Origin of the sequence: Rhizobium sp. CSW-27 (genome assembly GCF_018760785.1) — a bacterium.
In the GTDB taxonomy this organism is placed as follows: domain Bacteria; phylum Pseudomonadota; class Alphaproteobacteria; order Rhizobiales; family Rhizobiaceae; genus Neorhizobium.
This window is the reverse complement of the sequence record NZ_JAHHZO010000013.1, coordinates 1-13986: the sequence shown is the minus strand read 5'-3', so window position 1 is coordinate 13986 and position 13986 is coordinate 1. Positions and strand designations below refer to the sequence as shown.

12 protein-coding genes, 1 tRNA gene and 1 pseudogene are annotated in these 13986 nt (G+C 62.0%); 8 read left to right on the top strand and 6 right to left on the bottom strand.

What is annotated here, in order from left to right:
- The first annotated feature begins 34 nt into the window (after window positions 1-34).
- The 7 genes from KLP42_RS20825 (at window position 35) to sufA (ending at window position 7365) form a co-directional block, all read left to right on the top strand.
- Window positions 35-1201: a cysteine desulfurase family protein gene (locus KLP42_RS20825; protein ID WP_215568965.1), complete on the top strand. Its 1167-nt coding sequence runs from the start codon at window positions 35-37 to the stop codon at window positions 1199-1201.
- 142 nt (window positions 1202-1343) lie between these two features.
- Entirely contained in the window at window positions 1344-2813 is a 1470-nt protein-coding gene (sufB, locus tag KLP42_RS20820) for a Fe-S cluster assembly protein SufB (protein ID WP_215568963.1), read from the top strand.
- Between the two features lie 173 nt (window positions 2814-2986).
- A complete protein-coding gene (gene sufC, locus KLP42_RS20815; RefSeq protein WP_215568961.1) occupies window positions 2987-3742 on the top strand; it encodes a Fe-S cluster assembly ATPase SufC in 756 nt (251 codons plus the stop codon).
- A gap of 25 nt (window positions 3743-3767) precedes the next feature.
- Window positions 3768-5042, top strand: a complete 1275-nt coding sequence (sufD, locus tag KLP42_RS20810; protein WP_215568959.1) for a Fe-S cluster assembly protein SufD — start codon at window positions 3768-3770, stop codon at window positions 5040-5042.
- Between the two features lie 83 nt (window positions 5043-5125).
- The gene (locus KLP42_RS20805) at window positions 5126-6346 is read left to right on the top strand and encodes a cysteine desulfurase (RefSeq protein ID WP_215568957.1); all 1221 of its coding nucleotides are present in this window, start codon (window positions 5126-5128) and stop codon (window positions 6344-6346) included.
- 10 nt (window positions 6347-6356) lie between these two features.
- Window positions 6357-6737: an SUF system Fe-S cluster assembly protein gene (locus KLP42_RS20800; RefSeq protein WP_215568955.1), complete on the top strand. Its 381-nt coding sequence runs from the start codon at window positions 6357-6359 to the stop codon at window positions 6735-6737.
- 235 nt (window positions 6738-6972) lie between these two features.
- Entirely contained in the window at window positions 6973-7365 is a 393-nt protein-coding gene (sufA, locus tag KLP42_RS20795) for a Fe-S cluster assembly scaffold SufA (RefSeq protein WP_215568953.1), read from the top strand.
- Between the two features lie 6 nt (window positions 7366-7371).
- Here the strand turns inward: sufA and KLP42_RS20790 are convergent, their stop codons facing one another.
- From KLP42_RS20790 to KLP42_RS20770, 5 genes are all read right to left on the bottom strand, one after another.
- Window positions 7372-8013 carry a GntR family transcriptional regulator gene (locus KLP42_RS20790; RefSeq protein WP_215568951.1) on the bottom strand — a complete coding sequence of 214 codons (642 nt, stop codon included), beginning with the start codon at window positions 8011-8013 and terminating at the stop codon, window positions 7372-7374.
- Window positions 8014-8145: 132 nt separating this feature from the next.
- A complete protein-coding gene (locus KLP42_RS20785; RefSeq protein WP_215568949.1) occupies window positions 8146-9348 on the bottom strand; it encodes an ABC transporter permease in 1203 nt (400 codons plus the stop codon).
- Window positions 9338-10066: an ABC transporter ATP-binding protein gene (locus tag KLP42_RS20780; protein ID WP_215568947.1), complete on the bottom strand. Its 729-nt coding sequence runs from the start codon at window positions 10064-10066 to the stop codon at window positions 9338-9340. The genes KLP42_RS20785 and KLP42_RS20780 overlap by 11 nt, the downstream gene beginning before the upstream one ends.
- A gap of 11 nt (window positions 10067-10077) precedes the next feature.
- Window positions 10078-11370 (bottom strand): efflux RND transporter periplasmic adaptor subunit, encoded by a 1293-nt coding sequence (locus KLP42_RS20775; protein ID WP_252193146.1) that lies wholly within the window; start codon window positions 11368-11370, stop codon window positions 10078-10080.
- Between the two features lie 265 nt (window positions 11371-11635).
- A tRNA-Lys gene (locus KLP42_RS20770) sits at window positions 11636-11711 on the bottom strand.
- Between the two features lie 286 nt (window positions 11712-11997).
- Between KLP42_RS20770 and KLP42_RS20765 the strand changes: the two genes are divergently transcribed.
- Entirely contained in the window at window positions 11998-13800 is a 1803-nt protein-coding gene (locus tag KLP42_RS20765) for a hypothetical protein (RefSeq protein ID WP_215568943.1), read from the top strand.
- Window positions 13801-13858: 58 nt separating this feature from the next.
- Here KLP42_RS20765 and KLP42_RS20760 read toward each other — a convergent pair.
- Window positions 13859-13986, bottom strand: a pseudogene (locus tag KLP42_RS20760) (IS5 family transposase); the annotation flags it as partial.

Genomic DNA, 13986 nt, shown 5'->3' with positions numbered 1-13986 from the left:
CGTGCCGGATCTGGACCGGGAACCGCAGGCTGCAATGTCCAAGACACGCGCATATCTGGATTGGAACGCGACGGCGCCGCTTGGCGAAGCGGCAAGGCGTGCCATGCTGGAAGCCTATGATCTGCCGGGCAACGCCTCTTCCGTGCATGGCGAGGGGCGTGCGGCCCGCGCCAGCATTGATCGCGCCCGCCGCCAGGTGGCGGCGCTTGTCGGTGCCGATCCGCAGCACGTGACCTTTACCAGTGGCGCAACGGAAGCGGCAAATTTCGTGCTGACGCCGGACTTTCGCATGGGGCGCGCACCGCTCTCGCTCGGCCATCTCTATGTGTCGGCCATCGAGCATCCGGCGCTGCGCGAAGGTGGCCGTTTTGGCGCCGGGCGGTTGAGCGAAGTGGCCGTCACCAAAGACGGCGTGCTTGATCTTGCCGCGCTCGCAGCCGCGCTCGATGCCCATGATGCCGCAGGCGGCCTGCCGATGGTGGCCGTCATGCTGGTCAACAACGAGACGGGCATCATCCAGCCGGTCTACGAAGCGGCATCGCTGGTGCATGCGAAGGGCGGCCTGATGGTGGTGGATGCCGTGCAGGCGGTCGGCCGCATTCCGGTCGATATCGCCGCGCTCGATGCGGATTTTCTCATTCTCTCCTCGCACAAGCTTGCCGGCCCGAAGGGTGTCGGGGCGCTTGTTTCGCGTGGCGAGGTCATGATGCCGCAGCCGCTCGTCCGCGGCGGCGGGCAGGAGAAAGGCCACCGTTCCGGCACGGAGAATTTTCCGGGCATCGTCGGATTCGGCGCAGCCTGCGAAGCGGCGCTTGCGGATCTGGAAGCGCGCAATGCGGCGATTGCCGCCCTGCGGGAGCGTCTGGAGGAGGGCATGCGCGCTGCAGCCGCCGACGTGGTCATTCACGGTGCCGGCCAGCCGCGTGTCGCCAATACCACCTTCTTCACCCTGCCGGGCCTGAAATCCGAGACGGGCCAGATCGCCTTCGATCTGGAAGGGGTGGCGCTGTCGGCGGGGTCTGCCTGTTCCTCCGGCAAGGTGGGACAGAGCCACGTGCTGGCCGCCATGGGCTGCGATCCGCAGATGGGGGCACTGCGCCTGTCGCTGGGGCCGTCCACGACCGAGGCGGAGATCGACCGGGCGCTGGCGGCCTTTGCCAGGATTGCCGGACGGCGGGCCAATGCCGGACGCGCCGCATGAGTGCGTTCTAATTTGCGGAAACGCAAAAATCTGCTTGCCAAAAGGTGGGAAAATCGCCTTCTGGCGCCTACATGAGGGCGGACTTCCGCCAAGAAATGACAAGCTGCCGGACCCTTGATTCCGGCAAGATTGGAGTATGACCATGGCTGCCGTGCAGGAAACCATCGATCAGGTCCGCCTCATCGATGTGGACCAGTACAAATACGGCTTCGAGACCGAAATCGAAGTCGAAAAGGCCCCGAAGGGCCTGTCCGAAGAGATCATCCGCTTCATTTCGGCCAAGAAGCAGGAGCCGGAGTGGATGCTGGAATGGCGGCTCGACGCCTATCGCCGCTGGCTGACCATGGAAGAGCCGACCTGGGCCCGCGTCGATTACCCGAAGATCGACTTCAACGACATCTACTACTATGCGGCGCCGAAGACGACGTCCGGCCCGAAGTCGCTGGAGGAAGTCGATCCGGAGCTGCTGAAGGTCTATGAGAAGCTCGGTATTCCGCTGAAGGAACAGGAAATCCTGGCCGGCGTCGACAAGCCGCGCGTTGCCGTCGATGCCGTGTTCGACAGTGTCTCGGTCGTCACGACCTTCAAGAAGGAACTGGCCAAGGCCGGCGTGATCTTCATGTCGATCTCGGAAGCCGTGCGCGAGCATCCCGAACTGGTCAGGAAGTATCTCGGTTCCGTCGTTCCGACCACCGACAACTACTATGCCACGCTGAACTCTGCCGTCTTCACCGACGGTTCCTTCGTCTATGTGCCGAAGGGCGTTCGTTGCCCGATGGAACTGTCGACCTATTTCCGCATCAACGAGAAGAACACCGGCCAGTTCGAGCGCACGCTGATCATCGCAGACGAAGGCGCCTATGTGTCCTATCTCGAAGGCTGCACGGCACCGCAGCGCGACGAAAACCAGCTGCATGCGGCCGTCGTCGAACTCGTCGCCTTGGACGATGCCGAGATCAAGTATTCGACCGTGCAGAACTGGTATCCCGGCGACAAGCAGGGCAAGGGCGGCATCTACAACTTCGTCACCAAGCGTGGCGATTGCCGCGGCGCCCGTTCGAAGATTTCCTGGACGCAGGTGGAAACCGGCTCGGCGATCACCTGGAAATATCCGAGCTGCATCCTGCGCGGCGATGACAGCCGCGGCGAGTTCTACTCGATCGCCGTATCGAACGGTCACCAGCAGATCGACTCGGGCACCAAGATGATCCATCTCGGCAAGAACACGTCGAGCCGCATCATCTCCAAGGGCATTGCCGCCGGTGTGTCGCAGAACACCTATCGCGGCCAGGTGTCTGCGCATCGCAAGGCCACCAATGCCCGCAACTTCACGCAGTGCGATTCGCTCCTCATCGGCGACCGCTGCGGCGCGCACACGGTGCCCTATATCGAGGCGAAGAATTCCTCCGCACAGTTCGAGCATGAGGCGACCACCTCGAAGATCTCCGAAGACCAGCTGTTCTATTGCCTGCAGCGCGGTATTCCGGAAGAGGCGGCGATCGCACTGATCGTCAACGGCTTCGTCAAGGAAGTCATTCAGGAACTGCCGATGGAATTTGCCGTCGAAGCGCAGAAACTGATCGGCATTTCGCTGGAAGGATCGGTTGGCTGACCGTCAGGTGCTGTCATCCTCGGGCTTGGCCCGAGGATCCACGGCTTGAGGCTTGCGCAGAGAACGCGAATTTATGGATCCTCGGGACCAGCCCGAGGATGACGAATAGGGCGCCGGGATGGCGCAGACGAAGACAGGCGGCTTTGAACCGCCCTATGAACAGGAACATCAAGATGCTTGAAATCAAGAACCTGCACGCCCGCATCGCCGAAGACGGCACCGAGATCATCCGCGGTCTGAACCTGACCGTGAAGGCTGGCGAAGTGGCGGCCATCATGGGTCCGAACGGCTCCGGCAAGTCGACGCTCTCCTACATTCTCTCCGGCCGCGAGGACTACGAGGTCACCGAGGGCGAGATCCTTTACAATGGCGAGAACATCCTGGAACTCGATCCGGCCGAGCGTGCCGCCAAGGGCATTTTCCTCGCCTTCCAGTATCCGGTCGAAATTCCGGGCGTTGCCACCATGCAGTTCCTGAAGGTGGCCATGAACGAGCAGCGCAAGGCGCGCGGCGAGGCGGAACTGACGACGCCGGACTTCATGCGCCGCGTCAAGGAAGCTGCTGGCGAGTTGAAGATCAACCCGGACATGCTGAAGCGGCCGTTGAACGTCGGCTTCTCCGGTGGCGAGAAGAAGCGCGCCGAGATCCTGCAGATGGCACTGCTCGAGCCCAAGCTGTGCGTTCTCGATGAAACCGATTCCGGCCTCGACATCGACGCGCTCAAGATCGTCGCCGATGGGGTGAATGCGCTGAAATCGCCGGATCGCGCCGTGATCGTCATCACCCACTACCAGCGCCTGCTCGACTATATCGTGCCGGATACGGTTCACGTTCTCTACAAGGGCCAGATCATCCGCACGGGCGACAAGACTCTTGCGCTCGAACTGGAAGCCAATGGCTACGCCGACATCATCGGCGAAGCGGCCTGAGGGCAGTGGCGAAAGGATTATTGGCATGAACATGCAGACGACAAGCCGGCTGACTGCCGCGGAATCTGCGCTGATCGAGGCCTATAACCAGCAGGTCGGCGACCTGCCGGGCAATGGTGCCGTCATCAGTGCACGCGACCGGTTGCTGGAAGATCTGAAGACCAATGGTCTTCCGACCCGCCGGGTGGAAGCCTGGCATTATACGGACCTGAAGACGCTGCTGCGGGGGCTTCCCGCGGCCGGGCCCGCCGGCGTGGCGGCGGCCCCCGCGCCGCTGGTGGACAGTGCAACGGTGATCGTGACGCAGGACGGGCTTTCCGAAGCCAAGGCCTCCGTCGGCGGAGTGCTTCTCGGCAGCTTCGACACGATGTTGCGCGAAGGGACCGCCGCGCCGGGCCTTTCCGTTATCGACCGCGACGACACGATCGGCAAGATCAATGGCAGCTTCGTGCGGGACGGCTATGTGCTGGAATTTCCGGAAGGTGTCGAGATCGAGCAGCCGATCGAGATCCAGGCGCTGCACGGTGGCGGCCAGATTCACACCCGCTTTCCGGTCAGCTTCGGCAAGGGTGCCAGGGCAACCGTAATCGAGCGGCATGCGGCAACGACCGGGGACCAGGCTTTCGTCTCCTCCGTCAGCGACATCTCGCTGGAGGACGGCGCCGAGGTGACCTGGATCGTGCTGCAGGAGCAGGGTGCCTCCGATACCCATCTCGGCCAGGTGCGCATTCGGGTCGGTGCAGATGCCAAGCTGCGCCTCTTCGTCATCAATGCCGGCGGCAAGCTGGTGCGTCAGGAACTGCGCATCGACGTGGCGGGCGAGGGCTCCGACCTGCAGTTGCGAGGCGTCAATCTGCTCGGCGGCGATACGCATACCGACGTGACGCTGGTGCTGGGCCACAATGTGCCGAACACCACTTCGACGGAAATCTTCCGCAACGTGGTGTTCGATCGCGCCCGCGGCGTGTTCCAGGGCATGATCAAGGTTGCCCTCGACGCCCAGAAGACCGATGCGCGTATGGCCTGCAACACGCTTCTGATGTCGGACGATGCCGAGTTCTCCGCCAAGCCGGAGCTCGAGATCTTTGCCGACGACGTGCAGTGCGGTCACGGTGCGACGGTCGCCGATATCGACGACAACCATCTTTATTACCTGATGGCCCGCGGCATTCCGCGCAACAAGGCGCGTGCCATGCTGGTCAACGCCTTCGTGGCGGAGATCGTCGAGGAGCTGGAGGACGAGGCGCTCGTCGAGGCACTCGAAGCGATCGTCAGCCGCTGGCTGGAAAGACATGCCTGATACGATGCCGGCGGGACGTGTCGTCGCCGCCGGCATTCTCCCGGCAGGCAGAGCGTGCCGCCGAATTTACGGGATGGCCATCCATGACCTATGATGTCGAAGCGATCCGTCGCGACTTTCCGATCCTCACCACGATGGTGCACGGCAAGCCGCTCGTCTACCTGGACAATGGCGCCTCCGCGCAGAAGCCGCAGAGCGTGATCGACGCGATTTCGCATGCCTATTCGCATGAATATGCCAATGTGCATCGGGGTCTGCATTACCTGTCGAATGCCGCGACGGAGGCCTATGAGGGCGCGCGCGAAAAGGTGCGTCGCTTTCTGAATGCGCCGTCTATCGACGATATCGTCTTCACCAAAAATTCGACCGAGGCGATCAACACGGTCGCTTATGGCTGGGCCATGCCGCATCTGAAGGACGGTGACGAGATCGTTCTGACGATCATGGAGCACCATTCCAACATCGTGCCCTGGCACTTTTTGCGCGAACGACAAGGCGTCAAGCTGGTCTGGGTGCCGGTGGATGACGAGGGCGCCTTCCATCTCGAAGATTTTGAAAAATGCCTGACGGAAAAGACACGGCTGATCGCCATGACGCATATGTCGAATGCGCTCGGAACGGTCGTGCCGATCAAGGACGTCTGCCGCATCGCCCATGACCGCGGCATCCCGGTGCTGGTCGACGGCAGCCAGGGCGCCGTGCACATGCCGGTCGACGTGCAGGATCTCGGCTGCGACTGGTACGTGATGACCGGCCACAAGCTTTACGGCCCCTCCGGCATCGGCGTGCTTTACGGCAAGAAGGAGCGGCTCTACGAGATGCGGCCATTCCAGGGCGGCGGCGAGATGATCATCGACGTCGACCAGGAGTTCGTCACCTATAATGATCCGCCGCACCGGTTCGAGGCCGGCACGCCACCGATCGTGCAGGCGATCGGCCTGGGTTATGCACTGGACTACATGGAGAAGATCGGACGCGACGCGATCGCCGCGCACGAGGCGGATCTGACGGCCTATGCGACCGAACGGCTGACGGCGATCAACTCGCTGCGCATCATCGGCAATGCGCCGGGCAAGGGGGCAATCTTCTCCTTCGAACTCGCCGGTATCCATGCCCATGACGTGTCGATGGTGATCGACCGCAAGGGCGTGGCCGTGCGCGCCGGGACCCATTGTGCCATGCCGCTCTTGAAACGGTTCGGTGTGACCTCCACTTGCCGGGCATCCTTTGCGATGTACAACACCCGCTCCGAGGTAGACGCGCTGGCCGATGCGCTGGACTATGCGCGAAACTTCTTTGCCTGAGGACGAAATCATGTCGACCGAAGAAACCATTCCGAAGTGGGATGCCCGCGAAGGCATCATCAACTCGCCGATCCCGGCGGACGAACTCGCCCGCCTGTCCGATGACATCGTCGCGGCGTTGAAGACCGTCTATGATCCGGAAATCCCGGCGGATATTTTCGAACTCGGTCTCGTCTACAAGATCGACATCGAGGACGACCGCATGGTGAAGATCGTCATGACGCTGACGGCCCCCGGCTGCCCGGTCGCCGGCGAAATGCCGGGCTGGGTGGAAAATGCTGTCGGTGCCGTCGAAGGCGTGTCCGGCGTCGAGGTCGAGATGACCTTCGATCCGCCGTGGACGCCGGAGCGCATGTCGGAAGAGGCGCAGGTGGCCGTCGGCTGGTATTGAACCGGCCGATGCGTTCGTGTTTTCCGCATGCACGCGGAATCCGCATCATGGCGCGCGCATCCCTTTCGTCTCGAACTGATCGAAAACGTGTCGTCGCATCGAGGTGGAGTTTGAGCGTCACATTGCCTCCAGGGGGCGCTGACGCGGGGTTATTGATCGAGAGCCGCCTTGCGCCTACATTGACAAGAGAAACCGCCGGGCCTTGAACCCGGATGGCGTGAAGGAGAATGAGCCCATGGGCTTTGCAGTGATGACCATGACCGATGCCGCCGCGAACCGCGTGAAGGCGATCGTTGAAAAATCCGGCCCCGATGCGAAGGGCATTCGCGTCGGCATCAAGAAGGGCGGATGCGCCGGCATGGAATATACGGTCGATCTGGTGAGCGAACCGAATGCCAAGGACGACCTGATCGAACATGCGGGTGCCAAGGTCTGGATCGAGCCCTCCGCCGTGCTCTATCTCCTCGGCACGCAGATGGATTTCGAGGTGTCGAAGATGCGCTCGGGCTTCACCTTCATCAATCCGAACCAGACGTCCGCCTGCGGCTGCGGCGAATCGGTCGAACTGAAGCCGGCGGACCTCGCGGCGCTGGCGCGCGAGCGGGCAGGCGAAGCCAGCCCCGTCTGAGGCCGTTCAGCCCAGTTCCGCCATGTGGTCGAGCAAGCGCTCCGTTGCGGCAGCAGCCTCCGCCGCGTCCTGCTTCTGAACGGCACGAATGATCGCCACATGCAGGCCGACGGCACGATCCATCGATTCGGCCGTTGCGGTGGCAAACCATAGCCGGCGCGCATGCGTTTGCAGCGTCGCAAGCGGTGCTGTGAGAAAGCGGTTGGGACAGACACGTTCCATGATGTCATCGAACCGCCGGTCAGCGGCAAGAAAACCCTGAACATCCGCCAGGGCGGCGGCAGCGCTCATGTCCCGGGCGCAGTCGATGAAGGCCTTGCGCTGGTCGATGTCGGCATGGCGTGCTGCAAGCGCGGCGACCGCCGGCTCCAGCCGGCGTCGCACCTCCATGATCTCCCGTCGGTCCGATGCCCTGATCGGGCTGATCTGCAGGCCACTGCGCGGCTTGACGACCAGCAATCCCTGCCATTCCAGCTTCTGGATGGCCTCACGCACCGGCGTGCGGCCGTGACCGGCCATGTCGATCAACTGCTTTTCGGTGACGACCGCGCCCGGCGCCAGCGCAAGCGTCACGATCCTCTGTTCGAGAACCCTGTAGGCCTGGCGGGCGAGGGAATCCGGATCCTGTGGGTCGTCATTCGAGTCCATGAAGCTGATATATCAGACTGGGATCCAAAGGCAACTCTGGCGAGTAATCTGATATATCAGCTTGATGGAGTGTGGCGCCACTGGCGCATCGCGCCAGCCGGTCGTGGTGGAGGTGCGGTGGTTTCAGCCTTGCTATTCGTGACGCAGGGCTTCTATCGGGTTCAGCTGTGCCGCGCGCCGCGCCGGGAAATAGCCAAAGACGACCCCGATCAGGGCGGAGAAGGCAAAGGCGATGGCAATGATCGTCGGGCTGACGACGAAGGGCACCTTCAGCAGCCCGACAACGCCATAGGCAAGGCCGAGACCGGAGAGAATGCCGGTAACGCCGCCGAACACCGAGAGCATCACCGCTTCCACGAGAAACTGCGTGAGGACCTGCCGCTCCAGCGCGCCAATCGCCAGGCGGATGCCGATCTCGCGGGTGCGCTCCGTCACGGAGACCAGCATGATGTTCATGATGCCGATGCCGCCGACCAGCAGGCTGACGGCCGCCACGGCGCCGAGCAGGCCGGTGAGCAGCGTCGTCGTGCCGGTCATGGCCGAGGCGATCTGCGTCATGTCGTTGACGGTGAAATCGTCCTCCTTGCCGATGGCGATGCGCCGCCTTTCGCGCAAAAGGCTTTCGACATCCGCCTGAACCCTGGCGGTGGAAACGCCATCCTCGGCTGAAAGCATGAGCGCGGCGATGGTGGTGGTGCCGCCAAGGCGCCGCTGGTGCAGCTTGAGCGGCATCAGCACCGCGTCGTCCTGATCATCGCCCATGCCCGATTGCCCCTTCGATGCCAGCACGCCGATCACCGAACAGGCAACATTCCCGACGCGGATCGAAAGCCCCACCGGATCGGCGTCGCCGAAAAGTTCACGACGCACCGTCTGGCCGATGATGCAGGCGGCGGTGCCGCGCTCTTCCGAAGGCAGGAATTCGCGGCCGAGCGTCAGGTCCCAGTCCTGCGCCACCAGATAGTCATTGGTGGTGCCGAGAATGCTGGTCGAGCGGTTCTGTCCGCCGGAAATGACGGTGGCCGTGCTGCGATTGATCGGCGCCACCGCGCGCAGGCCGGCAATCTGTTCCTTGATGGCAATGACATCGGCATCCACAAAACGCTTCGCCTCGCTACCGGCCCGGCCCGGCCCCCACTGGCCGGGGCGCACGAACAGCGTGTTGGTGCCAAGCCGCGACAGCTCCTGGCGCACCTGGGCCGTCGTGCCGTTGCCGACGGTAACCATGGCGATGACCGCAGCCACGCCGATGACAATGCCGAGCACGGTGAGAAAGGAACGCAGCAGGTTGCGGCTGATGGCGCGCCAGGCAAGCCGTGTCGTCTCAAACAGCATGGCCGGCCTCCGGGGCTGCGGCGCCGGCGGTCGCGCTGTCCCAGGCAAGGCGCCCGTCGACGAAGCGCAGCTGGCGCTCGGCATAGGCCGCGATATCCTCCTCATGCGTGACCATGATCACGGTAATGCCCTTGTCGCGGTTGAGGCTGCTGATCAGGTCCATGATCTCACCGCTGGTGCGGGTATCCAGGTTTCCGGTCGGCTCGTCGGCCAGCAGCACGGCGGGACTGGTGACAATGGCACGCGCAATGGCCACGCGCTGCTGCTGCCCGCCGGACAGTTCCTGCGTGGTATGGCTCTCGCGTCCCTTCAGCCCGACCTGTTCGAGCGCTGCCAGTGCCAGCCGGCGACGTTCCCGTCCCTCCATGCCGCGATAGACGAGTGGCAGTTCAACATTTTCCACCGCCGAGGTGCGCGCCAGAAGGTTGAAGCCCTGGAAGACGAAGCCCAGCATGTGCCTGCGAAGGAGGGTCAGCTGCTGGCGGTCGAACCCGGCCGTGGATACGCCCTGGAACAGATACTCGCCGGCCGACGGCACATCGAGACAGCCGAGAATGTTCATCGCAGTCGATTTTCCCGAGCCGGAGGGGCCCATGATCGAAACGAACTGGCCGGCGGCGATGGACAGGTCCACCCGGTCCAGAGCGCGGATGGTTGCTTCGCCTCGGCCATAATGGCGGCAGACCCCGCGAAACTCGATGAGGGGGCGAACGGTCATAAGCCGCCCTCTCAGTTGGATCGGGGGCTGGCGGCGGTGACCAGCAGATCGCCCTCGGCCAGTGCGGCAGAGCGGACCAGCGTGAACTGGCCGTCCGTCGGGCCGGTCTCGACCATCACCCGCTGCGGGCGTCCGTCCCTCAGAACCCAGAGGGGCCGCGTCGGCATGCCGGCCTGGGTGTCCGGCGCAGCGTTGCGCGAACGGGGCGCGCCCGGCGGCCTTGGCGCGCGGAACAGGCGGCTGAGGATATTTCCGCCAGGCGGCGGGCCGGCCATGGGTGGGGAAAAGCGCAGCGCCGCATTCGGCACCAGCAGCGCGTCCTTGACCGATTGAACGGTGATATCCGCCGTCGCGGTCATGCCCGGCCGCAACAGGAGATCGGCATTGTCGACCGACAGCACAGCCTTGTATGTGACAACATTGGAGACGGTTTCCGATGCAAAGCGCACGGTTTCGATGCGCGCCGGAAAGGAGCGCTCCGGATAGGCATCGACGGTGAACACCGCCGGCTGCCCTTCGCGCACCTGCCCGACATCCGCTTCATCCACCGAGACCTGCAGCTCCATCCGCTTGAGATCGCCGGCAATGGTGAAGAGAACCGGCGCCGACAGCGAGGAGGCGACCGTCTGGCCGGGATCGACATCGCGCGTCAGCACCACCCCGTCGATCGGGGACAGGATGCGGGCCTTGGCCAGGTTCACCTCCGCAAGCCTGAGGTCCGCTTCGGCGGAGAGAACGGCGCTTTCATTGATCTCCTTGGTGGCAAGCGCCGAATCATGGGCATATTGCGCCGTGTCGAGCTCCTGCTGGCTGGAAATGCTCTTGTTGACGAGCGCGCGCAGCCGATCGAGCTGGGTGCGGGCGGAGTTCAGCTCCGCATCGGCCTTCACCACATTGGCCCTGGCGGAAGAGAGCTTGGCCCGGGCACTCTGGGCATCCGCCTGCAGCTTGTTGGTATCGAGTTCCGCCAGCACGTCGCCGGCACGGACCGGGCTGTTATAGGTGACATTGACCTTGCGCACCGTGCCGGAAAGCTCGCTGGAAATGTCGACCTGATCGGTCGGCTGCAGCGAGCCCGTGGCGGTGACGATCACCGACAGGTCGCCGCGCTTCAGAGGCTGCGTGGTATAGGCAAAGGCCGGGCCGTCATCGTTCAGGTAGAGATAGCCGCCGGCACCGGCGCCACCCAGCAGGAGAAGAAGGAGAGGCCAGACAAGCCAGCGCGATCGGCGCTTCCTGCCCCGCGAGGCCGAAAGAATCTCCACCAGATCCGGCGATGCCTTGCCCGCCTGTGTCGTTTGCATGCCGGTCTTGTCGTTCAAGCTGTCCCATCCCCCGCCATATCGCGGCAACCTTTGCGAAACGCGACCTGCCTGCCGGATTCGCGCTGCGGTTACCGCATGGGAAATGACATGTTCAACGTGTTGATCCAAATGAAATAACGGTAAGGTATAGGCGCGGTGGTTGCAATGAAGCCCGTCCACCTCGGAAGGCGCGCTATACGCCATATATGCCACAGGGCCATGCCGATGATTATCGGGAATTGAAAGAACGCCACGGCGAATAAAATGGTGAGAACGCTGGGATTCGAACCCAGGACCTACTGATTAAAAGTCAGTTGCTCTACCGGCTGAGCTACGCTCTCAGAAACGGAGCTTACGGCGCCCGTCGAAAGTGCGCGGAACATATTCGCGAGTCCGTGATCGGTCAACCCGCGATCGCAGAATTTCACAGCATCTTTCGGTTTTCCTACCCTGCCTCCGTTGCGCGGAGTGCCGCCTTCCTATTTTGGCGCTGTTACAGTTTTGCATTCGGATGTTTCGGTTTTCCTAAATTCCTTCATGTGCCATAGGAAGGATAACAGACGTCTAATCCATTTTGCTGCCAGCCTATTTTATGATTAAGACTCGGTTCTGAAAGAGAGGTTTCCGATGCTTTTGGGTAGGACCACCGGAATTGATTACAATTCCGCCCGGCTTGACGGACATATCTCGTCGGTAGGGCCATCTCTTCTCGTTCTGGCATATTTCATCGCCTTGTCGTCTTTTACCTTCGTTTCCCTCATGCCCATTCCTGGGTTTTTACGCGGGGCTCTGTTGACGTCGTGTGGAATGTTGTTGGGCCTTGGAGCCGTTTTCCTGTGCCTGTTTTACGCAGCGAGACGCAGCGTCTGGCTTTGTCTGGCCGTTGTTTTCGCGTGTATTTTCTGGATTTTCGCTTTTCCCGCCGCTATCAACGGTGGCGATGACAATGGTGCCTATCTGCTCTTTGCCACGGGTTTTTATCAGGACATTCAGGCAACCGTGCAGCCGCTCAGCGAGCGACGCCTGTTTTCCGTCGGAGGCATTTACGCATTTCAGGCGCCGGTAATCCACTGGCTTGGCGTTCGTTACCTGTCTGTTGTCGAACCGGCTTTCGGCATCCTGCTTTTCATTCTGGCGGTTGTGACCCGTCGTGCTCTCCCGGTCTCGGTCGCAATGCTCACGGTGATAATCATTTCACTGATGCCCTTGCTCGGTAGTGCCGCTCTTGCGAACACGGCGAGCACGTTTGTCATCGGCTCGCTGTCACTGCTGCTGATCCTGCTAGCGCTAGGACTGGCGCAGAGGGCTCGACCAACGTGGCTTGATCTCGTCGCGATTTTGATATTGCCTCTGGCCGCCCTCGTGTTTCGTCCAACGACAGCCCCGTTCAACGGATTGCTTGCTGCGGGTATGTGTGCATGGGTCGTGACACGCAATCCGGCCGATGCAGCAAGACTGTCGATTGTGGCGCTTCCCGTGGCGGCTCTGTTTGGCGGATCTCTCTTTCTCTATCACCAGATCGGAGGGACTTGGCTATACCCACTCCTTGGACGTGGCACGCACATCACCGCCGAAGGCATCTCCATTGCCGGTTCCATGCCGCTCTCACAGCACCTGGCCAATGTCGTTAGGGTGGCATTCCGCGATGTCCCCACCGTCATCGCATTGGTCTGCACGATGGCAGGCCTGGTGGCTGTACGTGGTAACCACCGGGTTTTCCTGGCTTTTCTTGCTGTTGCTATTGCCTTTGTAATCTTTGCTGCAGCTGTGGTGATCGCGACCTCCGGTCTTGCGTCCGGACGCTATATCACACCCGTTTCCTTTTCGATGATCGTCGCAAGTCTCATCGTTATCGGAGAAGCGGTCGAAAGCTGGCCATTTCTACGAGGGAGCCGGGTTGCACATGTGGCACCGCTGGCCCTTTTCTGCTGCCTCGTCGTGCTGTTGGTGACCGCGCGCATAGCCGGCAATAATGTCGCAGAGCGGCGTCTGCTCCAGTACAACCTTGCGACGGAGGATGCGCTTGCGCTGCGTGCCGTAAGCAATCTTATCGCATCGGCGATCGGATCCGAAGATGCGGTCATGCTTGTAGACATTGCCGAAGCGCGTTTCCTCGTTGAAACGTTGCACGTCCGTATCTTGTTGATGGACCAGCCGGGAATGGTGTCGCCGTGGCGAAAGAGCATGAGCATGTCATCGCATGGGAGCTACGCAGAAGGTCTCCGTCTCTATCTCGAGCAAAGCAAGGTCAAGGCAATCCTTGTCAAGACCTTGTCTTGTGCGCCTCAGCAGGACTTTGCGCCTTCCGGGTGGGCAGATCTGATGCGATACGGGCAAGGCCGGAACAACGCTGCCTTATGCGATATCGGGAAGTCTGCCCGGCGTATCGATCTGGGCAGGTACACCATCTTGTTTCCTGGTGAACCGTGAGGTGTTTCGCTTGAGGCAGCACGAGATTGCGAGGCTGCACTGCGGGCCTCGTCTTTTCCTAGGTTCTGTTGACAAAGTGTGGTAGCCATATTTTTGCGGCAGCCAGGGCGAGGAATGCTGAGAAGGATTTTCGGGTCTTGTCGTATCGTGTCGCAACGCGACGGAACTGCTTGAGGCGGTTGAACA